General features: G+C 70.4%; 24 protein-coding genes. 15 read left to right on the top strand and 9 right to left on the bottom strand.

Features of this window, described 5'->3' with window-relative positions:
• The first annotated feature begins 3 nt into the window (after positions 1-3).
• On the top strand, positions 4-312 hold the full coding sequence (locus ACIBO2_RS31120) for a hypothetical protein (RefSeq protein ID WP_225292858.1): 309 nt from the start codon (positions 4-6) through the stop codon (positions 310-312).
• Positions 313-362: 50 nt separating this feature from the next.
• Here ACIBO2_RS31120 and thyX read toward each other — a convergent pair whose 3' ends face one another.
• Positions 363-1,145 (bottom strand): FAD-dependent thymidylate synthase, encoded by a 783-nt coding sequence (gene thyX, locus ACIBO2_RS31115; protein ID WP_358542978.1) that lies wholly within the window; start codon positions 1,143-1,145, stop codon positions 363-365.
• 153 nt (positions 1,146-1,298) lie between these two features.
• On the opposite strand from thyX, the gene ACIBO2_RS31110 reads away from it, so the two are divergent.
• Positions 1,299-1,649 carry a DoxX family protein gene (locus tag ACIBO2_RS31110; RefSeq protein ID WP_358542976.1) on the top strand — a complete coding sequence of 117 codons (351 nt, stop codon included), beginning with the start codon at positions 1,299-1,301 and terminating at the stop codon, positions 1,647-1,649.
• Positions 1,650-1,662: 13 nt separating this feature from the next.
• The gene (locus ACIBO2_RS31105) at positions 1,663-2,151 is read left to right on the top strand and encodes a MarR family transcriptional regulator (protein WP_358542974.1); all 489 of its coding nucleotides are present in this window, start codon (positions 1,663-1,665) and stop codon (positions 2,149-2,151) included.
• On the opposite strand, the gene ACIBO2_RS31100 is transcribed toward ACIBO2_RS31105, so the two are convergent.
• The 4 genes from ACIBO2_RS31100 to ACIBO2_RS31085 form a co-directional block, all read right to left on the bottom strand.
• Positions 2,148-2,927, bottom strand: a complete 780-nt coding sequence (locus ACIBO2_RS31100) for an ABC transporter permease (protein ID WP_358542972.1) — start codon at positions 2,925-2,927, stop codon at positions 2,148-2,150. The two genes, ACIBO2_RS31105 and ACIBO2_RS31100, sit on opposite strands and share 4 nt — an antisense overlap.
• On the bottom strand, positions 2,927-3,820 hold the full coding sequence (locus ACIBO2_RS31095; RefSeq protein WP_358542969.1) for an ATP-binding cassette domain-containing protein: 894 nt from the start codon (positions 3,818-3,820) through the stop codon (positions 2,927-2,929). Before ACIBO2_RS31095 ends, ACIBO2_RS31100 begins: the two co-directional genes overlap by 1 nt.
• 56 nt (positions 3,821-3,876) lie before the next feature.
• Complete coding sequence (locus ACIBO2_RS31090) at positions 3,877-5,025, bottom strand: amidohydrolase family protein (protein WP_397301401.1); 1,149 nt, start codon at positions 5,023-5,025, stop codon at positions 3,877-3,879.
• Positions 5,026-5,194: 169 nt separating this feature from the next.
• Complete coding sequence (locus ACIBO2_RS31085) at positions 5,195-7,324, bottom strand: anthranilate synthase component I (protein WP_397301398.1); 2,130 nt, start codon at positions 7,322-7,324, stop codon at positions 5,195-5,197.
• A gap of 294 nt (positions 7,325-7,618) precedes the next feature.
• Between ACIBO2_RS31085 and ACIBO2_RS31080 the strand changes: the two genes are divergently transcribed.
• The 3 genes from ACIBO2_RS31080 (at position 7,619) to ACIBO2_RS31070 (ending at position 11,637) form a co-directional block, all read left to right on the top strand.
• Entirely contained in the window at positions 7,619-9,067 is a 1,449-nt protein-coding gene (locus ACIBO2_RS31080; protein ID WP_397301395.1) for a glycosyltransferase family 39 protein, read from the top strand.
• Positions 9,068-9,169: 102 nt separating this feature from the next.
• The gene (locus ACIBO2_RS31075; RefSeq protein ID WP_358542959.1) at positions 9,170-10,714 is read left to right on the top strand and encodes a CocE/NonD family hydrolase; all 1,545 of its coding nucleotides are present in this window, start codon (positions 9,170-9,172) and stop codon (positions 10,712-10,714) included.
• Entirely contained in the window at positions 10,696-11,637 is a 942-nt protein-coding gene (locus ACIBO2_RS31070; protein WP_358542957.1) for a WYL domain-containing protein, read from the top strand. Before ACIBO2_RS31075 ends, ACIBO2_RS31070 begins: the two co-directional genes overlap by 19 nt.
• Positions 11,638-11,704: 67 nt before the next feature.
• On the opposite strand, the gene ACIBO2_RS31065 is transcribed toward ACIBO2_RS31070, so the two are convergent.
• Positions 11,705-12,595: an SDR family oxidoreductase gene (locus ACIBO2_RS31065; RefSeq protein WP_358542955.1), complete on the bottom strand. Its 891-nt coding sequence runs from the start codon at positions 12,593-12,595 to the stop codon at positions 11,705-11,707.
• Positions 12,596-12,672: 77 nt separating this feature from the next.
• Here ACIBO2_RS31065 and ACIBO2_RS31060 point away from each other — a divergent pair, with 77 nt between their 5' ends.
• The 5 genes from ACIBO2_RS31060 (at position 12,673) to mctP (ACIBO2_RS31040) (ending at position 17,116) form a co-directional block, all read left to right on the top strand.
• A complete protein-coding gene (locus tag ACIBO2_RS31060; protein ID WP_358542953.1) occupies positions 12,673-13,221 on the top strand; it encodes a VOC family protein in 549 nt (182 codons plus the stop codon).
• 131 nt (positions 13,222-13,352) lie between these two features.
• Positions 13,353-13,559, top strand: a complete 207-nt coding sequence (locus tag ACIBO2_RS31055) for a DUF3311 domain-containing protein (protein WP_358542951.1) — start codon at positions 13,353-13,355, stop codon at positions 13,557-13,559.
• A complete protein-coding gene (gene mctP / locus ACIBO2_RS31050; protein WP_358542949.1) occupies positions 13,556-15,166 on the top strand; it encodes a monocarboxylate uptake permease MctP in 1,611 nt (536 codons plus the stop codon). Before ACIBO2_RS31055 ends, mctP (ACIBO2_RS31050) begins: the two co-directional genes overlap by 4 nt.
• Positions 15,167-15,299: 133 nt before the next feature.
• On the top strand, positions 15,300-15,509 hold the full coding sequence (locus ACIBO2_RS31045; protein WP_397301391.1) for a DUF3311 domain-containing protein: 210 nt from the start codon (positions 15,300-15,302) through the stop codon (positions 15,507-15,509).
• Entirely contained in the window at positions 15,506-17,116 is a 1,611-nt protein-coding gene (gene mctP, locus ACIBO2_RS31040) for a monocarboxylate uptake permease MctP (RefSeq protein ID WP_358542945.1), read from the top strand. The genes ACIBO2_RS31045 and mctP (ACIBO2_RS31040) overlap by 4 nt, the downstream gene beginning before the upstream one ends.
• A 66-nt stretch (positions 17,117-17,182) precedes the next feature.
• Here mctP (ACIBO2_RS31040) and ACIBO2_RS31035 read toward each other — a convergent pair whose 3' ends face one another.
• The gene (locus ACIBO2_RS31035) at positions 17,183-17,524 is read right to left on the bottom strand and encodes a DUF6285 domain-containing protein (protein WP_358542943.1); all 342 of its coding nucleotides are present in this window, start codon (positions 17,522-17,524) and stop codon (positions 17,183-17,185) included.
• A 52-nt stretch (positions 17,525-17,576) separates the two neighbouring features.
• On the opposite strand from ACIBO2_RS31035, the gene ACIBO2_RS31030 reads away from it, so the two are divergent.
• Genes ACIBO2_RS31030 through ACIBO2_RS31015 form a run of 4 tightly spaced genes read left to right on the top strand, consistent with a single transcriptional unit; the run spans position 17,577 to position 21,338 of the window.
• On the top strand, positions 17,577-18,767 hold the full coding sequence (locus tag ACIBO2_RS31030; RefSeq protein ID WP_358542941.1) for an acyl-CoA dehydrogenase family protein: 1,191 nt from the start codon (positions 17,577-17,579) through the stop codon (positions 18,765-18,767).
• Positions 18,764-19,726, top strand: a complete 963-nt coding sequence (locus ACIBO2_RS31025; RefSeq protein WP_358542939.1) for a phosphotransferase family protein — start codon at positions 18,764-18,766, stop codon at positions 19,724-19,726. The genes ACIBO2_RS31030 and ACIBO2_RS31025 overlap by 4 nt, the downstream gene beginning before the upstream one ends.
• 59 nt (positions 19,727-19,785) lie before the next feature.
• Positions 19,786-20,505: an ABC transporter ATP-binding protein gene (locus ACIBO2_RS31020; RefSeq protein WP_358542936.1), complete on the top strand. Its 720-nt coding sequence runs from the start codon at positions 19,786-19,788 to the stop codon at positions 20,503-20,505.
• A complete protein-coding gene (locus ACIBO2_RS31015) occupies positions 20,502-21,338 on the top strand; it encodes an ABC transporter permease (RefSeq protein WP_397301385.1) in 837 nt (278 codons plus the stop codon). Before ACIBO2_RS31020 ends, ACIBO2_RS31015 begins: the two co-directional genes overlap by 4 nt.
• On the opposite strand, the gene ACIBO2_RS31010 is transcribed toward ACIBO2_RS31015, so the two are convergent.
• Both ACIBO2_RS31010 and ACIBO2_RS31005 read right to left on the bottom strand, forming a co-directional pair.
• Complete coding sequence (locus ACIBO2_RS31010; protein WP_358542932.1) at positions 21,292-21,999, bottom strand: TetR/AcrR family transcriptional regulator; 708 nt, start codon at positions 21,997-21,999, stop codon at positions 21,292-21,294. The genes ACIBO2_RS31015 and ACIBO2_RS31010 overlap by 47 nt on opposite strands.
• Entirely contained in the window at positions 21,996-22,448 is a 453-nt protein-coding gene (locus tag ACIBO2_RS31005) for a hypothetical protein (RefSeq protein WP_358542930.1), read from the bottom strand. Before ACIBO2_RS31005 ends, ACIBO2_RS31010 begins: the two co-directional genes overlap by 4 nt.
• Between the last annotated feature and the right edge of the window lie 3 nt (positions 22,449-22,451).

Below are 22,451 nucleotides of genomic sequence, written 5' to 3'. Positions count from 1 at the left end.
CCCATGGCCAAGAACGTGATGATGGTGGTCTTCGTCCTGCCCAACTCGCTGCGCCGCTGGGTGAGCGGCGACAGCGAGGTGAAGGTCTTCGCCGTCGCCGCCGACCAGCACACCCCGCCGACGCTCGGCTCCGCGCTGGACATGCTGCGGCGTACGCATCCACTGCTGGAGGAGCGCCTGCGCGACGACTACGGGCGCATCCGCCGGCACATCAACATGATCGTGTGCGGCGAGAACGCCCGCGGCCTCGGCAGCCTCGACTGCGCGCTGCCGCCGGGCGCCGAGGTCTACGTCATGCCCGCGCTGGCCTGATCACGCCGGCTTGTCAGGTCAGCCGGCTTGCCGAACCCCGCTGATTCGGTTCACACCTTGCGCCAGCCCGGGACCCAGGCCCCGTCCTCGATGACGTAGTCACCGAAGAGGGCGGGCGCCTCCTTGACCATGAGCGCGCCGATGTGCTGGAACAGCAGCCGGATCTCCTCCTCGGCCCCCACCGCCGTGCGCGCCTCGATCGTGTGCCGCAGCGTGCGTACGTTGGCCGTCCAGACCAGGCCGGTGGCCAGCCCCTCCGGAGCGAAGCGGCGCATGAACGAGGTGCGGTGCTTCTTCTCCGAGAACGGCACACCCTCCTCGTCGAGCCCGAAGTGACCGGCCATCCAGACCTGGAACTGCTCCATCTGCTCCAGCAGGACCGTGGCCCGCTTCATCAGCTCGGGGTCGGACTGTGCCCACTCGGGGAACCAGAACGGCAGCTCGTCGAGGCGGACGAAACGCAGCGACTCCTGCGAGATGGCCACCCCGGGGCGGTGCCTGACGAGCTCGTGGGTGAGCACGCGGCTGACGTTGTGCAGCACGAAGCTGAAGTTGAGGTGCTCGAGCACCGAGCCGTGGGCGCTGGCCAGGATGTTGCGCAGGTAGTCGCCCTGGTCCTCGCGGATGCGCACGACGTTGGGGTTGAGGCCGGGCTCGAAGGAGCGGTAGCACAGGCGCCCGGCGAACTCGGCCAGGTTCTGCGCGTCGAGGTCGCCACGGTCGAGCCGCTCCAGCCAGCTCTCGCCGCCGACCTCGCCGAGGTAGCGGGCGAGCTCGTCGTAGTCGAGGTCTGGACGGGCGACGAGGAAGACCTCGGGTTCGACGGTGCGCATGGGCGAGCCCCCGCTCGGGTCAGGCGATGTGATGGCCCCAGCAAACCAGGTCGCGGGACCCGCGCGCGACTCGGCACGGGGTCGGCCTGAACACTTGTCGCTTCAAGTTTTTCGCCCTACAGTCGAGTCCCTCGATACTTGAAGGGACAACTTATGAACGTCGTCCTCTGGGTCCTCCAGGCCCTGCTCGCCGCCGCCTTCCTCCTGGGAGGGTTCATGAAGGCCACGCAGCCCAAGGAGAAGCTCCAGGCGCGCATGGGATGGGTGGACGATTTCAGCCAGGCGCAGGTCAGGGCCATCGGCGTGGTGGAGGTCCTCGGCGCGATCGGCCTGGTGCTGCCCTGGGCCACCGGCATCGCCCCGATCCTCACGCCCCTGGCGGCGGTCGGCCTCGCGATCACCATGATCGTCGCCGCCCAGGTGCACCGTCGGCGCAAGGAGAGCTTCGCGGTTAACCTGGTACTGCTGGCGCTGACGGTCATCGTCGCGATCGGCCGATTCTGACACTGGGGGTCCGTTGGTCGAAGGGCTCGGCCATGACGAGCAGCGAGCCTGGCAGGGCCTGCTCGCGGTGATGCTCGTCGGCATTCCGCAGGTGGAGCGCACCTTCCGCGCGTACGGGCTGGTGCACATCGAATACGGCCTGCTCAACACGCTGACGGCCGGGCCGCTGCGGCTGAGCGACCTGGCCACCCTGGGCAACGTCTCGATCAGCCGCCTGAGCCACCGGGTCAGCAAGCTGGTCGAGCGCGGCTACGTACGGCTGCGGCCCGACGAGAACGACGGCCGGGCAAGTGTCGCCGAGATCACCCCTGAGGGGCGGGCGGTCATCACCGCGATCGCGCCCGACCACGCGCGGGCCCTGCGCGAGGTGCTGTTCGACCACCTGTCGCCCGAGCAGGTCGCCGCGCTGGCCGACGCCATGCAGAGCGTCGGAGCCAAGCTCGGCGCCTGCATGGCGGACGACCGCGGGAGAGAAGGCCACGACCCCATCGGGTGCGGCTAGGTGATGTCCTGCCGGATCGTCGTGGCCGAGGCGACCGCCGCGAACAGCACCGCGTACCCGAGCAGCACCAGGGCGCCCGCCCAGGCCGGCAGCAGGTAGTCGGTGCCCAGCCCGAGGTCGACGCCGCTGTTGGTCACCGCGCTGCCCGCGCCGGCCGGCGTCCACTTGCCGACCGGCTGCAACACCGGGATCGCGTTGACCAGGGCCTCGACGATGAACACCCACACCACCGCGACGATGATCGCGCCGAGCTGGTTCTTGATCAGCGCGCCCAGCCCGACACCGAACAGCGTGTAGAGGACGAGCACGAGCAGCACGCCCGTGGCGATGCGCAGGACCTTCGCCGACAGGACCAGATCACCGCCGGACAGCAGGACCGACACGACCACCGCGACGGCGGTCAGCGCCAGCACGATCAGCCCGAAGGCCAGCCCGACGACCACCCCCGCCCCGAGCTTGGCCACGACCACCCGCTCGCGCCGGGGCGTGGCGAGGAACGTGGTGGTGATGGTCTGGTAGCGGTATTCGGCGGTCATCATGACGACCCCGAGGATCATCGGGAACAACGCGCCGCTCGAGCCGAGCCCCCACAGGAGCTCCTGGAAGGGCACGGTTCCCCTGCTGGGGAAGACCTGCTGGCCGTTCTGGCCGGTCTGGCCGGCGAACCCGATCGTGAGACCGAGCTGCAGGAGCACATAGGCGACCGTGACGCCCAGCATCACCCACCAGAGTCTGGTGGTCCGGAGCTTGAGCAGCTCCGCCCTGATCAGCGTCATCAGCCCTGCCCCTCCCCCGTCAGCTCCAGGAAGACCTGTTGCAGGTCGGAGCGTTCGGTTGTGACCTCGCTCAGCACGACCTTCGCGTCGAGCGCGATCCGGCCGATGTCCTCGGCGCCGAGACCGCGTACGCGCAGGAACCCGTCCTGCTGTTCGACCGTGGCTCCGGCGCTTTCGAGGGCCGGGACGAGCTCGGCGGTCCCCGTGGTACGCACCCTGACTGCCGCGTCGCCGTTGGAGACCAGCTCGGCCAGGCTGCCCTGGCGTACGAGACGGCCCTTGGCGATGATCACCACGTTGTCGACGATCTGCTCGACCTCGGCCAGCACATGGCTGGAGACCAGGACGGCGGCGCCCTGGTCGTGGGACAGGTAGCGCAGGAAGCCGCGCAGCCACTGGATGCCCGCCGGATCGAGCCCGTTGGCGGGCTCGTCGAGGATGAGCACCTTGGGATGGCCGATCAGCGCGGTGGCCAGCGCCAGCCGCTGCCGCATGCCGAGCGAGAAGACCTGCACCCGCTTGCCGGCCACGTCGGCGAGGCCGACCTGGTCCAGCGCCTCCGTCGCGCGCTCGCGGGGCAGCCGAGCCGCCGCGCAGAGCACCCGGAGATGGTTGAGGGCCGTACGGCCCGGATGGAAGTTGGTGGCTTCGAGCACCGCGCCCACCTCGCTGAGGGGATGCGGTAACTCGACGTAGCGCTGGCCGTTGACCAGCGCCGTGCCGGAATCGGCGGTGCACAGCCCGAGCAGGCTGCGCAGGGTGGTGGTCTTGCCCGCCCCGTTCGGGCCAAGGTAGCCGGTGATGGTGCCCGGCTCCACTGTGAACGACACCCCGTCGACCGCGCGTACCGGTCCGAACGCCTTGCAAAGGTTTCGAATCTCGATCGCACTCATCGTGAGCTAATTATCACGAATGTGGAGTTGATGGCACCTCCTCCCCAAGGAGGAGTTCAGAGCCGGTATACCCGACGGGCATTGCCGGAGCCGATCATGTGGGCCACCCTGGCCGCGTCGGCGGCGCTCCACTCCCCCGCGTCGAGCCGCGACTTCAGCGCGGCGGCCAGGGCCCGGCGGAAGTAGAGGGTGCCCAGGTGGCCGGTCTCGGCCACGCCGTGGCAGCCGGAGCCGAAGAGCAGCTTGTGGAACGGCGCCAGTTCCAGCAGCTCGTCCATGATCCGCGCGGACCCGGCGGCGCTGTGGGTCAGCGCGAGGCCGACGTCGACGTGGACGTGCGGGAAGACGCCGGCCAGGTAGGCGGCCTGGCGGTGGAACGGGTAGCCGTGCAGCAGCACCACCGGCACGCCGGCCGGCTGCAGCGCTCTGACGAACGTGGTCATCCGCGCCGGGTCGGCGCGATGCACACCGGGATAGGACAGATCACCGAATCCGGTGTGGAACTGCAGAGGCAGGCCGCGGTCCCTGGCCACGTCGACCGCGGTCCACAACAGGTGGCGCAGCAGGATCGGGTCGGTCAGCGGCTCCTTGGGGTCGGACAGCCGGCGGTTGGCCGCCGCGATGACCGAGCCCCTGCTCGGCCTCGACGGGTCGAAGTCGAGGCCGCACCGATGGCCGATGACCGTCGCCACGCCCACGGCTCTGGCGGCCCTGGCGGTGAGCTCCTCGGCCAGGCTGTCCATGTAGTCGAGGGCCGTCTCGGCCATCTCCACGACGTCCTGCTCGATCTGCTCGATGCCGACGACCTCGTTCGCGCTCGCGTCGCCGTGGCGGGCCAGCTCGGCGGCCGTCAGCAGCTCTGCGCTCTCCATGCCGGTGTCGACCAGGAGCGCCCCGACGCCGGCGGCCCGCAGCAGCAGCCGGTTGACCTCGTCGGCGCCGAGATCGGCCCGGCGCGCCAGGTAGACGGCGGGCGGCGCGTGCGGTTCCAGGCCGAGCACGGGCGCGCACCAGCGGCGGATGGCCGCGCCGATCGGCGTGTCGAAGTGGGTGGTGCCCGGCGGCGCGGGGCAGCCGCCCTCGTTGATCAGCAGCTCGAACTGGGCTCTGGACAGGTCGTCGCGGCGCACCCCGTGACAGTGGTGGTCGACGAGCGGGGCGAGGAGGGCGTCACGCACCGTATCGGGAAGATCTACGGGGAGCATGCGGAGACTCTAGGTGGCCTCCGCACGCTCCCGCGGCGGTTTTACCTACCCGAAAGACGCGCTAGATCCTCACGTGTGAAAGCGCGCTCCGGTTCCCACGTGCGAACGCTCCGGTCCACACGTGCGAACGCTCCGGCCCGCACGTGTGAAACCGCCCTCGGACCCGGCCTCACCGGCGGGCGAGCCGGAGCACGTTGGCGATGACGCGCGCGCCCGCGCCGCCCTCGGCGGTGAGGATGGACTCCGGGTGGAACTGCACGGCGAAGCGGCGCTTCTCGGTGTCCTCGATCGCCATGACGTTGCCGTCGGGCGTCAGCGCGGTCGGGGTGAAGCCGACCACGCCGGCCCGCTTGGCGTGCAGGGAGTGGTAGCGGGCCGCGACGAACTCCTCGGGCAGCCCGTCGAGCAGCGCGTCGCCGCCGCCCAGCCGGGTGACCTGGCCGCGCTTGCCGTGCTCGGGGTAGTCGAGCAGTTCCAGCGAGCCGCCCGCGTGCTCGACCATCGCCTGCAGGCCGAGGCAGACACCGAAGACCGGCAGGTCACGGGCGTAGATCTCATCGATGAGCGCCGACATGCCGAAGTCGGACGGCCAGCCGGGGCCCGGCGACAGGACGACGAGGTCGGGCGCGATGTCGTCGAGCATGGCCGAGGGGAAGCCGTGGCGCAGCGTGACGACGTCGGCGCCCTCCTGGCGGAAGTAGTCGGCCAGGGTGTTGACGAAGGAGTCCTCGTGGTCGACGAGCAGCACCTTCATGCCCTGGCCGGGCTGCTCGCGGACCGGGACGACCGGCTTGGCGTGCGGCTGGTTGACCGCGGCCAGGGCGCCGAGCAGGGCGCTGGCCTTGAGCTCGGTCTCGCGCTCCTCGGCCTCGGGGTCGGAGTCGAACAGCAGCGTGGCGCCGGCCCTGACGGTCGCCAGGCCGTTCTTGATCTGGGCGGTGCGCAGGGTCAGGCCGGTGTTCATGGAGCCGTCGAAGCCGATGAAGCCGATGGCGCCGCCGTACCACCTGCGGGTGGTGGCCTCGTGGTCCTCGATGAACTGCATGGCCCAGGTCTTGGGCGCGCCGGTGACCGTGACGGCCCACATGTGGGTCAGGAAGGCGTCGAGGGCGTCGAACTCCGGCCGCAGCCGGCCCTCGATGTGGTCGACGGTGTGGATCAGCCGGGAGTAGAGCTCGATCTGGCGGCGGCCGATGACCCGGACGGAGCCGGGCACGCAGATGCGCGACTTGTCGTTGCGGTCGACGTCGGTGCACATGGTCAGCTCCGACTCCTCCTTGACGCTGGTCAGGAGGGTGCGGATGGCCTCGGCGTCCTCGATCGGGTTGCTGCCGCGGGCGATCGTGCCGGAGATGGGGCAGGTCTCGACGCGGTCGCCGCTCACCCGGACGTACATCTCGGGCGAGGCGCCGACGAGGTGCTCGCCCTCGCCCAGGCTGATGATGAACTCGTAGGGGGCCGGGTTGCTGTGCCGCAGGCCGCGGAAGAAGGCCGACGGGTCGGTGCAGGGGGCGTGGAAGACCTGGCCGGGCACGACCTCGAACAGGTCGCCGCGCTTGAACTTCTCCTTGGCGGCGGCCACGACCTTGGCGTATGTGCCCCGCTTGGGGTCGGCGGGCACCTCGGCGGGCTCGGTGAGGGGCACGGACTCGCCGGTGCGCTCCAGGCCACGGGTGGTGGCGCCGTCGACGGTGAACTCGTAGCGGTATTCGACGCTGGTCTCGCGCTGGCGGTCGATCACCACGAGCCTGTCGGGCAGGTGCAGCACCAGGTCACGCTGGTCGTCGGGGCGGACGAGCTCCTGCCTGATCGGCTCGAACTGGAAGGCCAGGTCGTAGCCGAAGGAGCCGTAGAGGCCCAGGTGCGGGTCGTCGCCCCGGAAGGCGGCAATGACCTCGCGGATCGCGGTGAACACCGTGGGCCGGCGGCTGCGCATCTCCTCGGTGAGCAGGTCGCCCGACTCGGGCACGTAGACCTCGACGTGGTCGGCGGTCGGCTCCTCGACGGGCTTGCCGGCGGCCAGCAGGCAGGAGACCACGGCGGGCAGCACGACCCTGCCGCGGGCGTTGAGCGCCCTGGCGGAGATGTGGCGGCCCCTGGCGACCAGCTCCAGGCAGGGGTCGACGTAGCCGAAGGCCCATCGGCTGTAGCGGCCCGGGTAGTCCATCCCGGAGGAGAAGGCGCCGCCGCGTCTCTCTCCGAGCGCCGTCACGATCTCTTCGAGCGCCTCCTCAGGCACCTGGCGTACCTCGCGCTCGACTCCGATGCCCCCGGCGGTGGTATATCCGCTCGTCTCCACTGCTGCCCCTTGTCGAAAACCGATGATCGAACACCGACACTGATGCCCCGGGGGCGGACACGAGAAAGGCCGCCTTCCGGGGCGGCCGTCCGTTGAGGAATGCGAATCACGCGCCGCCTACTAGCGGCGCCACCACTGAAGCTGCAACGAGATTCGCATGTGGCAAGCGTAACCGGCTCGCGATGATCACGCAACGCGCCCGCACCGGGTGGCCCCCAGATGGGCGAAACGCCCGGCAAATAGGGGTGCGCAACTCCTGACGGGAGTTCTGACGAACGGCTAACTTTAGCAATCATGGAACGCCCCCCGTTACTAGCGTGGCGCTCGGTCACGTTGATCTCGATCTTGTTGTTCGCGGTGCTGCTGCTGCTCAGCGGGAGCTACGGCTATCACCGCGATGAGATGTACTTCCGTGTGCTGTCCGAGCACCCCGCCTGGGGGTACGTCGATCAGCCCGCGTTCGCGCCGATGGCGGCCAAGCTGTCGATCGCCGTGTTCGGCGACACGCTCTTCGGGATCAGGGTGCTGCCCGCGCTGGCCGCGGCGGTCCTCGTCGTGCTCGTCACGCTCATCACCCGCGAACTGGGCGGCCGTGGCGTCGCGCAGATCCTGGCCGCGCTCGGCACGGCGACCGGCGCCTACACCTTCATCGCCGGGCACACGCTGCTGACGCTCAGCTTCGACCTGCCGTTCTGGGCGGCGGCCATCCTGTTCATGACCAAGGCGCTGATGCGCGAGCAGCCACGGTGGTGGCCGGCCGTCGGCGTGATCGCCGGGCTGGCGACCTACAACAAGCACCTGATCGTCATGCTGCTGCTGGGCCTCGCGGTGGGCTTGGTGGCCGTGGGGCCGCGCCAGGTCCTGGCCAGCCCCTGGCTGTGGGGTGGCGCGCTGATCGCGGCGGCGCTGGCCGTACCGAACCTGCTCTATCAGGCCACGCACGACTGGCCGCAGCTCAAGATGGCGGCGGCGCTGAGCTCGGAGCGGGGTGGCGAGTTGCGGGCGCTGTTCGTGCCCATGCAGCTCACGCTGTTCGGGCCGGTCGTGACGATCATCGGCGCGTTCGGCTGGGTGCGCCTGTGGCGCGACCGGCGGGTGCGGGCGCTGGCCGTCGCCTATCCCGCCGCGGCCGTGGCGACGCTGATCAGCGGCGGGCGCTTCGACTACACGGCCGGCCTGATCCTGCTGCTGTTCGCGGCGGGCTGCGTGAGCGTGGAGGCGGCGGGTCTGGGCAAGGTACGCCTGGCCACCGGGTCCCTCGTGGTCAACGGCCTGGTCTCGGCCGTGATCGCGTTGCCGCTCATCCCGGTCGCCAGTCTGGCCGCCACCCCGGTGCCGGCGATCGACGAGGTCGTGCGCGAGTCCATCGGCTGGCCCCAGTTCGCGGCCAAGGTCCAGAACGTGCTGCGCGCGCTGCCGCCGGAGGACCAGGCACGGGCCATCGTCATGACCGGCAGCTACGGCGAGCACGGCGCGCTCGTGCGCGCCGGGATCCCGCGCGTCTACAGCGGCCAGAACCAGCTCCACGAGTACGGTCCACCGCCCGAGAACGCCACCGTCGCGGTCATGGTGAACATCGGCCCGCGCGGCATGGACTTCCAGTACAAAAGCTGCGAGCAGAAGGACCGCGTCGACAACGGCGTCGGCGTCGACAACGAACTGCAGGGCATGGGCATCTTCCTGTGCCGGGGGCTCAAGCAGCCGTGGAGCGTGGCCTGGCCCCGCTACCAGCACTTCGACTGACCGCCCGGCCGTTGGGGTGCCCCCGGGCTACCGGACCCCGGGGACATCTGTTACTGGTAGGTAATGCGACGTGTGCGGGTCCGGCGTGACCTTCCCATTCCGATGCCCGACGGCGTGACCCTCCTGGCCGACCATTACGCGCCGGTCAGAGGGGACCGGGCGCCGGTGATTTTGATCCGCTCCCCCTACGGCCGGCGCGGCCTGTTCGGCTGGATGTGCGGCCGGGGCTTCGCCCGGCGCGGCTTCCAGGTGGTGATCCAGAGCTGCCGGGGCGGTTTCGGCTCGGGCGGCACCCTGGACCCCCTCGGCGACGAGCACGACGACGGCCTGGCCACCGTCGCCTGGATGCGCGCCCAGCCGTGGTACGGCGGGTCGTTCGCGATGTTCGGCCCCTCCTATCTCGGCTACGCGCAGTGGGCCATCGCGGCCGAGGCCGGGCCGGAGCTGAAGGCCATGGCCACGCAGATCACCGCCTCGCAGTTCAGGGACGCCGCCTACGTGGGCGGGGCGTTCGCGCTGGAGTCCGCGCTGAGCTGGACCACGCTGACCGACGCTATGTCCCGCCCCTTCGGAGGTACGGCGATGCTGACGGCGCCCCGGCTCACCCGCCGGGCGGTCCTGTCCGGGCGGCCGGTGGCCGAGCTGGACCAGGTCTCGGCCGGGCGGCCACTGCCCTTCTTCCAGAACCTCCTGGAGCACCATGCCGACCCGGCGGTGCCGTACTGGGACAAGCGCGACTTCTCCCCGCAGGTCGGCGAGGTGGAGGCGGCCGTCACCATGCTGGGCGGCTGGTACGACGTGTTCCTGCCGTGGCAGCTCAAGGACTACCAGGCGATGCGGGCGGCCGGGCGGCGGCCCTACCTGACGATCGGGCCCTGGTACCACGTGGACCGCCGGCACGGGCGGCCCGCCATGGCCGACGCGCTGGCCTGGTTCCGCACGCACCTGCTGGACGACCCGTCCGGGCTGCGCCCCGATCCGGTGCGGCTGTACGTGACGGGGGCCGAGGAGTGGCGCGACTACCCCGACTGGCCGGTGCCTGAGATGCGGCCGGAGCGCTGGCACCTGCAGCACGGCTTCGGGCTCGGCACCGAACTTCCGCGGGAGGACGAGCCCGACCGCTTCCGTTACCACCCGGATCATCCGACGCCGGTGCTCGGCGGCCCGGTGCTGCTGGCCGACTCCCGGCCGAGGGACCAGCGGCGGCTGGAGGCACGGCGCGACGTGCTCGTCTACAGCTCCGCCGCGCTGGAGTCGGACGTGGAGCTGATCGGGCCGGTCGGCGCCGAACTGTTCGTCAGGTCGAGCACGCCGTACGTGGACGTGGTCGTGCGCGTCTGCGACGTGCATCCGGACGGCCGCTCGCTCAACGTGTGCGAGGGTGTGCGGCGGCTGGGTCCCGACTCGGCGGCCGATGACATCCGGCGGGTGCTGGTGGACCTGTGGCCGGTCGGGCACCGGTTCGCCCGCGACCACCGGATCCGGGTGCACGTCGCCGCCGGGGCCTACCCGACGATCGCCCGCAATCCGGGCACCGGCCAGTCGCTCGGGCTGGGCGGGGAGATGGTGCCCGCCGACGTCGAGGTGTTCCACTCCCCCGAGCATCCCTCGGCCATGATCCTGCCGCTGTGCGCGCCGCGCGGTTGATGTCGCTGCTCCTGCTGCTGCAGGGGCGCGGCGGGATGACGGCCGCGGAGCTGGCCGGGGAGCTGGAGGTGTCCGAGCGGACCATCCACCGCGACGTGCTCGCGCTGTCGGAGTCGGGGGTGCCGGTCTACGCCGATCGAGGGCGCGGCGGCGGCTACCGGCTGCTGGACGGTTACCGTACCCGGCTGACCGGGCTCGACCGGGCCGAGGCGGAGGCGCTGTTCCTGTCGGGGGTGCCCGCGGCGCTGCGCGAGATGGGGCTGGAGGAGGTGGCCGCGACGGCCCGGCTGAAGGCCGCCGCGGCGCTGTCACCCGGCGTACGCGACGCGCCCGCGACGGCCGCGCAGCGCTTCCACCTGGACGCGCCCGGCTGGTTCGCCGGCGACTCCCCGCCCCCGGCCGCGCTCGCGCCGCTGGCCAGGGCCGTCTGGCGGGACCTCGCCGTGACGGCCGTCTACAAGGGCGCGGAGCGGACGGTGGAGCCGTACGGGCTCGTGCTCAAGGCCGGCGCGTGGTATCTGGCGGCCAGGAGCGGGGAGCGGTTCCTGATCTACCGGGTGGACCGGTTCGAGGAGATCGGCGTGCTGGCCCGGGTTTTCGAGCGTGACCCGGGCTTCGACCTGGCGGCCTTCTGGGCGGGGCAGTCGGCGGCGTTCACCCGCTCGCTGCTGCGCGAGACGATCACGCTGCGGCTGAGCGAGGCGGGCGTGCGCCTGCTGCGCCACATCGCCGACCCGGCGGCCCTGCCCGACGCACTGGCCTCGCTCCAGCCCGACGGGACGGTCCGGCTGGGGGTGGAGTCGGTCCAGGTGGCCTACGGCCAGGTGCTGCGCTTCGGGCCGGAGGCGGAGGTGCTCGAACCACCGGAACTGCGCGCCCTGGTCGCCGGGGCGTCGGCCCGGCTGGCGGCCCTCTACCGGTAGCCCTTACCGGCGGGCGGCTCTCTACCGGTAGTCCTCCGGGGCCGCCTCCTTACCGGCGGGCGACTCTCTACCGGTAGTCCGCGGGGTCGGCCTCCTTACCGGCTTCCCGGACCTCGGTGATGAAGCGCCACACGTCCGGCCTGCTGCCGTCCACGTCCGTGAACCCGTACACCTGGGCCAGCTCGCCGCTGGAGACCGACCGGCCCGACCAGCGCCGCTTGTCCGGGTCGGTGGCCAGGGCGGCGACCGCGCGGCCCACGTAGGCCGGGGTCTCCGACACCGCCCACGCGGGGTCGGGCGCCGCCTCGCGCCAGGTCTCCTCGGTGACGCCGAACAGCTCCAGCATGGCCTCCGAGCGCAGGAACCCCGGGGTGAGCGCCACCGCCGTGCCGCCGTACGGCTCCAGGTCGTGCGCCTGGCTGAAGGCCAGCCGGTTCACCGACACCTTGGCCAGGTCGTAGTACGGCGAGACCCGGTAGTGGGTGTCGTTGTAGCCCGTGGTGCCGTCGGTCACCTCGACCACCAGTCCGCCCGGGTGGCGGATCAGCAGCGGCAGCAGATGGTGGCTGGTGATCAGGTGGGTGTCGATCGCCAGCCTGAGCAGGCGCAGCCCGTTGTCCAGATCGTGCTTCCACACCGGCGTGTCCCACTCGTACAGCGGCTCGCCGCCCCACACGTCGTTGACCAGCACGTCGAGCCGCCCATGCGCACGCTCGATCCGCTCGGCCAGCGCCTGGACCTGCGCCGGGTCCAGGTGGTCCACCCGCACCGCGATGCCGGTGCCGCCCGCCCGCGTGACCAGCTCGGCCGTCTCCTCGATGGTCTCGGGCCGGTTCAACTCCGAGCGGCCCTCCCGCGTCGATCTGCCGGTGCAGTAGACGGTCGCGCCGGCCGCGCCCAGCTGAACCGCTATTCCTCGTCCCGTACCGCGGGTCGCGCCCGCCACCAGAGCAATCATGGGGCCATGCTCACCCGGAAAGAGGACATCTCCTGTCATGTTTTCCACGGGACCCCTGTGATAAGTAGATAGTTACTATGAACAGCGAATTCGAGTTACGCGGGGTCAACCACGTCGCCCTGGTCTGCTCGGACATGAAGCAGACCGTGGACTTCTACTCCGGCGTGCTCGGCATGCCGCTGATCAAGACGATCGAGCTGCCGATGGGCTGGGGGCAGCACTTCTTCTTCGACTGCGGCGGCGGCAACGCGCTGGCCTTCTTCTGGTTCCCCGACGCGCCCGAGGGCGTGCCCGGCGTGTCGGCGCCGCGTCACCTGCCCGATCGGGGCGAGCTGCTGTCGGCCGTCGGGTCGATGAACCACATCGCCTTCGACGTGCCGCCCGAGCGGATCGAGGAATACCGCGAACGGTTGCTGGCCAAGGGCATCGACGTGGGCGTGCTGCTCAACCACGACGACAGCGAGTTCGGGGTGGCGCCGGAGATGCACGAGGGCGTGTTCGTCCGGTCGATCTACTTCAAGGACCCCGACGGAGTGCTGGTGGAGTTCGCCGCCTGGACCCGGCCGGTCGGGCAGCCCGGTGACGTACGGCACGAGCCGAGGACCGCCGCCGAGCGGACCGTCTGAGCGGCCGGACCTCATCGTCGAACCGACCGTTCGTCGCGGGGAGCCGACCACTCGTCGATCGGTGACCTGACCGAAATAATCACCTCACTAGTCTGCGAGGGCAAGAGCCGCATCTCCCCTAGGAGACCGCCTTGCCCGATGACAAGAGTGACCGCAGCCCCTGGAACTGGCTGCTGCTCCTCCCCATCGCCATCCCCCTGCTGACGTTCCTGTACAACTCCGACGAGCCCCGGCTGCTGGGCTTCCCGCTGTTCTACTGGCTGCAGATCGCCTTCATCGCCCTCGGCGTGATCACGACCACGCTGGTCTACCAGATGACCAAGCGGAGGCAGCGGTGAGCGAGCACCTGACCGAGATCATCGTCTTCACCGTCCTGTTCCTGGTGGTCAGCGGCATGGGCTTCGTCGCCGCCCGGTGGCGCCGGCCCACCGACCTGGCCAGCCTCAACGAGTGGGGGCTGGGCGGGCGCAACTTCGGGGCGTGGATCACCTGGTTCCTCATCGGCGGTGACCTCTACACCGCCTACACCTTCGTGGCCGTGCCCGCGCTGCTGTTCGGGGCGGGCGCCGCGGGGTTCTTCGCGGTGCCGTACACGGTGATCACCTACCCGATCGTGTTCCTCATCATGATCCGGCTGTGGTCGGTGTCGCACGTGCACAGCCTGGTCACGCCGGCCGACTTCGTGCGGGTACGGTTCGGCTCGCCGACGCTGGCGCTGCTGGTGGCCATCACCGGGATCGTGGCGACCATGCCGTACATCGCGCTGCAGTTGGTCGGCATCGAGGCCGTGCTGAAGACGATGGGCGTGTCCGGCAGCGGGTTCCTCACCGACCTGCCGCTGATCATCGCGTTCGTGATCCTGGCGGCCTACACCTACCAGTCGGGGCTGCGGGCGCCCGCGCTCATCGCCTTCGTCAAGGACATCCTCATCTACCTGGTGATCCTCGTCGCGATCATCTACATCCCGGCCCGGCTGGGCGGCTGGAGCCAGATCTTCGGCGACGCCACGGCCAAGTTCGCCGCGACCCCGGCGCCCGGCGACGGGACCCTGCTCAACGCCAACAACCAGCTCCAGTACGTCACGCTGGCGCTGGGCTCGGCGCTGGCGCTGTTCCTCTACCCGCACAGCGTCACCGGCGTGCTGGCCTCGCGCAACCGCGACGTGATCAAGCGGAACATGTCGGCGCTGCCCGCCTACAGCCTGCTGCTGGCGCTCATCGCGCTGCTCGGGTACATGGCGATCTCGGCGAAGATCAAGCCGATCGGCACCGACGTCAACACCGTCGTGCCGCAGCTGTTCGACCAGATGTTCCCCGACTGGTTCGCGGGCGTCGCGTTCGCGGCCGTCGGCATCGGCGCGCTCGTCCCGGCGGCCATCATGTCGATCGCGGCGGCCAACCTGTTCACCCGCAACATCTACCGCGAGTACATCAACCGCGATCCCACCGACGCCCAGGAGGCCGGGGTCAGCAAGGTCACCTCGCTGGTGGTGAAGGTCGGCGCGGTGCTGTTCATTCTGTTCATCGACCCGCAGTTCTCCATCGACCTGCAGCTCATCGGCGGCGTGATCATCCTGCAGACGCTGCCGTCGGTGGCCATCGGCCTGTTCACCCGCTGGTTCCACAAGGGCGGGCTGATCGCGGGCTGGGTCGCCGGGATGGGATCCGGCATCCTCATGCTCTACAACGTCGCCAACCCGGCCACCAAGCACGAGCACTTCGGCGGGTCGGCGTTCGCGCTGTCCAAGCTGGGCCTCGACACCAAGATGACGATCTACGCGGGCTTCCTGGCGCTGGCCGTCAACCTGATCGTGGCGCTGCTCGGCACGCTGCTGTTCCGGGCGCTCAAGGTCGCCGACGGCCCCGACGGCACCGCCCCCGAGCACTACACGGCCGACGAGGGGGACCCGCGCATCAAGGACCTCGACCTGGCCGGCTCGACGTGACATTTAGGCCAAACCGTAACCCTGCCGACATTGGGATTAATCCCCTGGAAAAGCTAATCTCCTCCCATTGACGAGATGTCAGGAGCCGGTCAAGAGCGTAGACCGGCTCCTGATCCATGCTTCGGAGGGGTCGATGACAACCGGGGAACCCCAGCGGGCACGCAGTGACCGCAGCCCTTGGAACTGGCTGCTGGTGCTGCCCATCGTGCTGCCGCTGCTGACCTTCCTGTTCAACGCCGACGAGCCCCGGCTGCTCGGCTTCCCGCTGTTCTACTGGCTGCAGATCGCCTTCATCATCGTCGGCGTCGGCTGCACCACGATCGTGTACAGGATGACCAAGTGAACGCCAATGTGACCGAGCTGGTCGTCTTCGCGGTTCTGTTCCTCGCGGTGAGCGTCATGGGCTTCGTGGCGGCCAAATGGCGGCGGCCCGAGAACATCGAGAGCCTGCACGAGTGGGGGCTGGGCGGCCGGAACTTCGGCTCCTGGATCACCTGGTTCCTGGTCGGCGGCGACCTCTACACCGCCTACACCTTCGTGGCCGTGCCCGCGCTGGTGTTCGGGGCCGGAGCGCTGGGCTTCTACGCCCTGCCGTACACGGTAGTGGTCTACCCGCTGGTGTTCCTGGTGCTGGCCCGGATGTGGTCGGTCTCGCACGTGCACGGGTTCGTCACCCCGGCCGACTTCGTCCGGGCCCGGTTCGGGTCGCCGACGCTGGCGCTGATCATCGCGATCACCGGCCTGGTGGCGACTATGCCGTACATCGCCCTGCAGCTCGTCGGCATCGAGGCCGTGCTGAAGACGATGGGCATCACCGGGCACCTGCCGATCATCATCGCCTTCGCCATCCTGGCGGCCTACACCTACCAGTCGGGGCTGCGGGCGCCGGCGCTGATCGCCTTCGTCAAGGACACGCTGATCTACATCGTGATCCTGGCGGCGGTCATCTACATCCCGGCCAAGCTGGGCGGCTGGGGGTCGATCTTCGACGCGGCCAAGGCCAAGTTCGACGCGAGCCCGGCGCCCGGCGACGGGATCACCCTCAACGCCAACAACCAGCTCCAGTACATCACGCTGGCCTTCGGCTCGGCGCTGGCGCTCTTCCTCTACCCGCACAGCCTCACCGGCGTGCTGGCCTCCAAGAACCGCGGCGTCATCAAGCGGAACATGGCGGCGCTGCCCGCCTACAGCTTCCTGCTCGGCCTGATCGCGCTGCTCGGCTTCATGGCGATCGCGGCGGGCACCAAGGGGGTCGTGGGCGCCAGCGGCAAGGTGGACAACAACACGATCATCCCGGCGCTGTTCGACCAGATGTTCCCCGACTGGTTCGCGGGCGTGGCCTACGCGGCCATCGGCATCGGCGCGCTCGTCCCCGCCGCAATCATGTCGATCGCGGCGGCGAACCTGTTCACCCGCAACATCTACCGCGAATACCTGCGCAAGGACGCCACGGACGCGCAGGAGGCCAAGGTCTCCAAGCTGGTCTCCCTGGTGGTCAAGGTGGGCGCGGTGCTGTGCATCCTGCTGCTCGACCCGCAGTTCTCCATCGACCTGCAGCTCATCGGCGGCGTGATCATCCTGCAGACGCTGCCGTCGGTGGGGCTGGGCCTCTACACCCGCTGGTTCCACAAGGGCGGCCTGATCGCCGGCTGGATCGCCGGGATGGGCGCGGGCATCTGGATGCTGTACATGATCCCGAACCCGGCCAACGGCAAGGCCCACTTCGGCGGGTCGGCGTTCGGGCTGGCCAACCTCGGGATCGACACCAAGATGACGATCTACGCGGGCTTCCTGGCGCTGGCCGTGAACCTGATCGTGGCGGCTCTGGGCACGCTGGTGTTCCGGGCCATGAAGGTGGCCGACGGGCCGGACGCGACCTCGCGCGAGGACTACTTCGCCGACGAGGGCGACCCCAAGGTCAAGGACCTGGACCTGGCGTCGTCGCACTGATCGCCTTCCCGGCCGGTTGACGGTCGGTTCCCAACCGGGAACCGGCCGTCAGCCGGTCAAGGTCGGCTAGCCGTCGCCGAGATATCCGGGGTTGGCCACTTCCAGCTTGGCCCGTACGGCATCCCTGAGCGCCTCGACCAGGGCCGAGTCGTCGAAGCGGCCCTCACGCACCGCCGCCGCCAGCTCCGCGTCGTCGGCCACGCCCAGCCCGGCCAGCCGCCGCCCGTGCTCCTCCGCGTGGCCGGGGCCGAGCTCGATCTCCCGCTCGACCATGCCGAGCACGTTGATCGCCACCCGCGTGTGGAATCGCACCCGCCCCTCGACCGCGGGCAGCACGTCGTCGGCCAGGAAGTCGCGCACGGCCGCCACCAGGTGGGCCGCCGAGGGAACGTCGTGCGGGGCCGCCATAAGGGACTCCTTATCCGTTGACCGGGCAACGATTATCGGTTGAGATCCTGTCATGAGCTTCGCCGTCCCTGACAGCGTCCGCCCCATCCGCGATGCCGTACACACCTTCATGACCGAGCGGGTCGAGCCCGCCGAGAACGTGCTCCACCAGGGCGGGCCGGCCGCCGGGGCGGCGCTCGACGAGCTGCGGGCGGAGGCCAAGAAGGAGGGTCTGTGGGCCCTTGGTCACCCGCGTGAGCTGGGCGGGGGCGGGCTGCCCTTCCTCGACTACGTCTACGTCAACGAGGTGCAGGGGCGAAGTGAGTTCGGGCAGATCGCACTGGGGACGTACACGCTGCAGGACTCGCTGATGCTGCACGAGCACGCCTCGGCCGAGCAGCGGGAACGCTACCTCGACCCGCTGGTGCGCGGCGACATCTCGCCGAGCTTCGCGATGACCGAGCCGTCCGTGTCGAGCAGCGACCCGACCCAGCTCAGGACGGCCGCGGTCCTCGACGGGGACGAATGGGTGATCAACGGGCACAAGTGGTTCACGACCGGCGCCTCCCGGGCCGCGTACACCACCGTGATGTGCCGGACGGAGGACGGCGCGGCGCCGCACCGGTCCTTCTCCATGATCCTCGTGCCGACCGACACGCCGGGCTACGACATCATCCGCGAGACGCCGGTCCTGGGGCTGGACGGCGCGCACTGCGAGGTCCGCTACGACAACGTCCGGGTGCCCGCCTCGAACCTCCTGGGGGAGCGCGGCGACGGGTTCGTGATCGCGCAGCGGCGCCTGGGACCCGGACGGATCTTCCACTGCATGCGCTGGCTCGGCCAGGCGCAGCGGGCCTTCGACCTGATGTGCCGCCGGCTGCGCGAGCGGAGCGCGTTCGGCGAGCCGCTGGCCGCCAAGCAGCTCATGCGGCAGCACGTGTTCGACTCCTACACCGAGATCCAGGCCGCGCGGCTGCTCACGCTCGACGCCGCGCGGGCCATCGACGCCGGCTCCGAAGCCCGGGTCGAGATCGGCGCGATCAAGGTGGTGGGCTCGCGCATGCTGCACAACGTGATCGACCGGGCCATCCAGGTGTACGGCGCGGCGGGGCTGACTCCGGACACCCCGCTGGACCGGATGTACCGGCACGCCAGGGCCGGGCGGATCTACGACGGCCCCGACGAGGTGCACATCGACTCCGTGGGACGGCGGATACTCGGCGCCTACGCGGCGGGCGGGAACTGGGAGTTCGGGCTGCGATGACGGAGCCGGTCCACTCGATCGTCCCCTCGATCGTCCGCGAGGTCTTCGGGCCCGGCGCGTCGGTGCCCTTCAGCGCGCGGCTTCCCGGCGGGGCCTCGCGTGAGACGTGGGCGCTCGACGTGCTCGACGGGGACGAACGGCACGAACTGATCCTGCGCCTCGACTCCCCCGGCGCCGCCCTGGAGGCCGGTGGCAGCCTGGCGAGCGAGGCCACGCTGATGCGGGCCGCCGACGAGGCCGGGGTGCCGGTGCCGCGGATCGTGGCGGCCGGTGAGCCGTACATCCTCATGACGCGGGTGGCGGGCGAGACGATCCCGCGCAGGATCCTGCGTGACGAGGCGTACGCGGGGGCCCGGCCGCGGCTGGCCGGCCAGTGCGGCGAGGCGCTCGCGGCGATCCACCGGATGCCGCTGTCGGCGCTCCCCCCTGTTCCCGTGCCTGTTCTCGTGGCCGAGGATCCGCTGCGGCAGTGGCGGAACGTGCTCGATCAGATCGGTGAGCCGCATCCGGTGTTCGAGCTGGCCTTCCGGCGGCTGGCGGCGACCCGGCCGGCGGCGGCGCGGCGGACCGTGGTGCACGGCGACTTCCGCAACGGCAACCTGATCGTCGGGCCCGAGGGGATCCGGGCGGTGCTCGACTGGGAGCTGGCCCACGCGGGCGACCCGGTCGAGGACCTCGGCTGGCTGTGCGTGAAGGCGTGGCGGTTCGGCTCGCCGCTGCCAGTGGGCGGTTTCGGCGGCTATGACGACCTGGTGAGCGCGTACGAGAAGGCCGGCGGGCAGCCCGTCGACCGGGACGCGCTGCGCTGGTGGGAGACGTTCGGCGTGCTCAAGTGGGGCATCATCTGCGTGATGCAGACGATGCGCCACCTGCGCGGCGGCGCGCGTTCGGTCGAGCTGGCCGCGATCGGGCGCCGGGTGTGCGAGAACGAGTGGGACCTGCTGCGGCTGCTCGGCTGAGAACCCGCTCCGCTGAAAACCCGTTGCCGTTGATCGCGTACGGACCGCACTCTTGTCGGGTGACCATCCTGGAGGCGACTCATCTGGTCAAGCGGTTCGGGTCCGTGACGGCGGTCCGCGATCTGAGCCTCACCGTCGCCGAGGGAGAGGTGATCGGGCTGCTCGGCCTCAACGGCGCGGGCAAGTCGACGACCCTCCATATGCTGCTCGGCCTGATCACCCCCGACGCGGGCAGCGTCAACCTGTTCGGCCAGGACCTCGCGCGGCACCGGACCGAGGTGCTGAGCCGGGTCAACTTCGCCGCCAGCTACGTGGACCTGCCAGGGCCGCTGCTGGTGCACGAGGTGCTCGACGCGTTCGCCCGCCTCTACGCGCTGCGGCGGCCGGCCGCACGGGTCGGCGAGATGATCGAGCTGTTCGAGCTGGGGCCGCTGCGCGGGCGCCGGATGATGGACCTGTCCTCCGGCCAGCGCACCCGGGTGCAGCTGGCCAAGGCCCTGCTCAACGCGCCCCAACTGCTGGTGCTGGACGAGCCCACCGCCAACCTCGACCCCGACGCGGGCGACCGGATCCGCGGCCTGCTGTCGCGCCTGGCCGAGGAGAGCGGCAACGCCATGCTGATCACCTCGCACAACATGCGCGAGGTCGAGCGGATGTGCGACCGGATCCACTTCATGTCCGACGGGCGGATCGTGGCCACGGGCAGCGCCGAGGAGCTGGCCAGCCACTACGGGGTCGACGACCTGGAAGAGGTGTTCCTGAAGGTGGCCCGCGGATGAAGACGTTGACCTCGCCCCCGCTCACTCTGCCGCCGCTCGGCCTCGCCGCCCGGCGCAGCCGGATCTCCGGGGTGATCCGGCGTGACTTCGCCGCGCTGCGGCGCAGCCCGGTCCGGATGTTCGAGATCCTGTTCTGGCCCACTGTCGAGCTGCTGCTGTGGGGGTTCCTCACGCTGTTCCTGCGCACGCAGCAGGTGCCCTTCGTGGTGGCGTTCCTGATCGGCGCGGTGCTGCTCTGGCAGGTGCTGCAGAAGGCCAGCAACGAGATCTCGATGGCCTTCCTGGAGGACGTCTGGTCGCGCAACCTGCTCAACGTGCAGGTCACTCCGCTGTCCAGCGTCGAATACCTGATCGGGCTGATGCTGTTCTCGCTGGGCAAGGTGGTCTTCGCCGTCGCCGTGATGGCGGGTCTCGCGCTGGTGCTCTATGGGTTCGGGGTGACGAGCCTGGGCGTGGGGCTGGTGCCGTTCATGGGCATCCTGCTCCTGCTCGGCTGGTCGCTCGGGCTGATCGGGATCTCGGCGGTGCTCAGGTTCGGCGAGAACGCGCAGGTCATCGCCTGGTCGGTGGTCTTCTTCGTACAACCGCTGGCCGGAATCTTCTATCCCCTGTCGGTGCTGCCCGCGCCGGTGCGGACCGTGGCGTGGTTCCTGCCCGCCTCGCACGTCTTCGAGGGGATGCGTACGGTCATGTCGGGCGGTGCGGTGCCGTGGGACCGGATGGCGTGGGCGGCAGGGCTCAACGCCGTCTATCTGGCCGTCGCGCTGGGGGTGTTCGGATGGGCGCTCAACTACGCCCGGCGGCATGGGAGACTCTCCCGCTTCGGTGACTGACGGCCGCGACGATCACGTCCACCAGTCCTTCGACGACCTCCGCCCGATCCACCTCCGGATGCTCCAGCCACCAGTCGCCGGTGGTCTGCACCATGCCGACGAACGCGTGACCGAGCACCTGGGCGCGTACGGGCTCCGGCACCACCCGCTGGGCGGCCAGCACCCCGCCCAGCTCCTCGCCCAGGCCGCGCACGAGCGCGGTCATGTGGGAGCGCATCCGGGTGTCCTCGGCGCTGGCCCGGTGGAACAGGAAACGGTAGAGGTTGCGGTTGGCCGAGATCAGATCCAGGTAGACGGTGATCGTCGTCCTGGCCCGGCCGCGCAGATCGGAGGCTGCTTCGGCGAACCCCGGTCGCAGATCGGTCGCGGGCCCGGCAAATCCCGGCCGCACGTCGGACGCTGATTCGGCGAACCCCGGCCGCAGGTCGGACGCAGCCCCGGCGAACCCAGGCCGCAGCTGGGCGATGACCGTGCGGACGTGGCGGTCGGCCAGGGCCTCATAGAGGCCGCTCTTGTCGCCGAAGTGGCGGTAGAGGATCGGCTTGGTGATCCCGGCCTCGGCGGCGATCGCGGCCATGGACGCCTCGGGGCCCTCGCGCAGGATGACCCGGTCCGCCGCGTCCAGCAGCGCCTTGCGCCGATCCGGGTCCCGTCCGCTCATTCGCCCAGGATAGATCGCCGTCTGCGCGGCAGCAGCGCCGACAGCACCAGCAGGACGCCGATGACGGCGTACAGGCCCGTCACCCCGGCCAGCGCGCCCGGCGGCTCACCGGCCAGGGTGCCCACCGGCTGACCGGTGGGCACCGCGAAGCTCGGCAGCCGGCCCGCCAGGTCCATCGCGACGTCGAGGTCTAACGCGAACAGCGCGGCGGCGGCGGTCAGCGGCAGCCCGCAGGCCAGCGCGGCCAGCGGCGACAGCCACGACCAGGCGGCGAGCAGCACCACGATGGCCGCCACGGCCGCCAGGTAGCCGAGCCCGGCGGGCGCGGGCCGGAAGGCGGCGTACGCCGCTCGCAGGGCCCTGGCGCCCGCCTCGGTCAGGTAGTAGACGAGGGGCAGCGCGGCCGACCCGGCCACCGCGCCGATCAGATGACGCACCTGAGGGGACACAGC

Origin of the sequence: Nonomuraea sp. NPDC050022 (assembly GCF_044460705.1) — a bacterium.
GTDB lineage: Bacteria > Actinomycetota > Actinomycetes > Streptosporangiales > Streptosporangiaceae > Nonomuraea.
The sequence above is the reverse complement of the archived record's forward strand: the minus strand, read 5'-3'. Positions and strand labels throughout refer to the sequence as shown.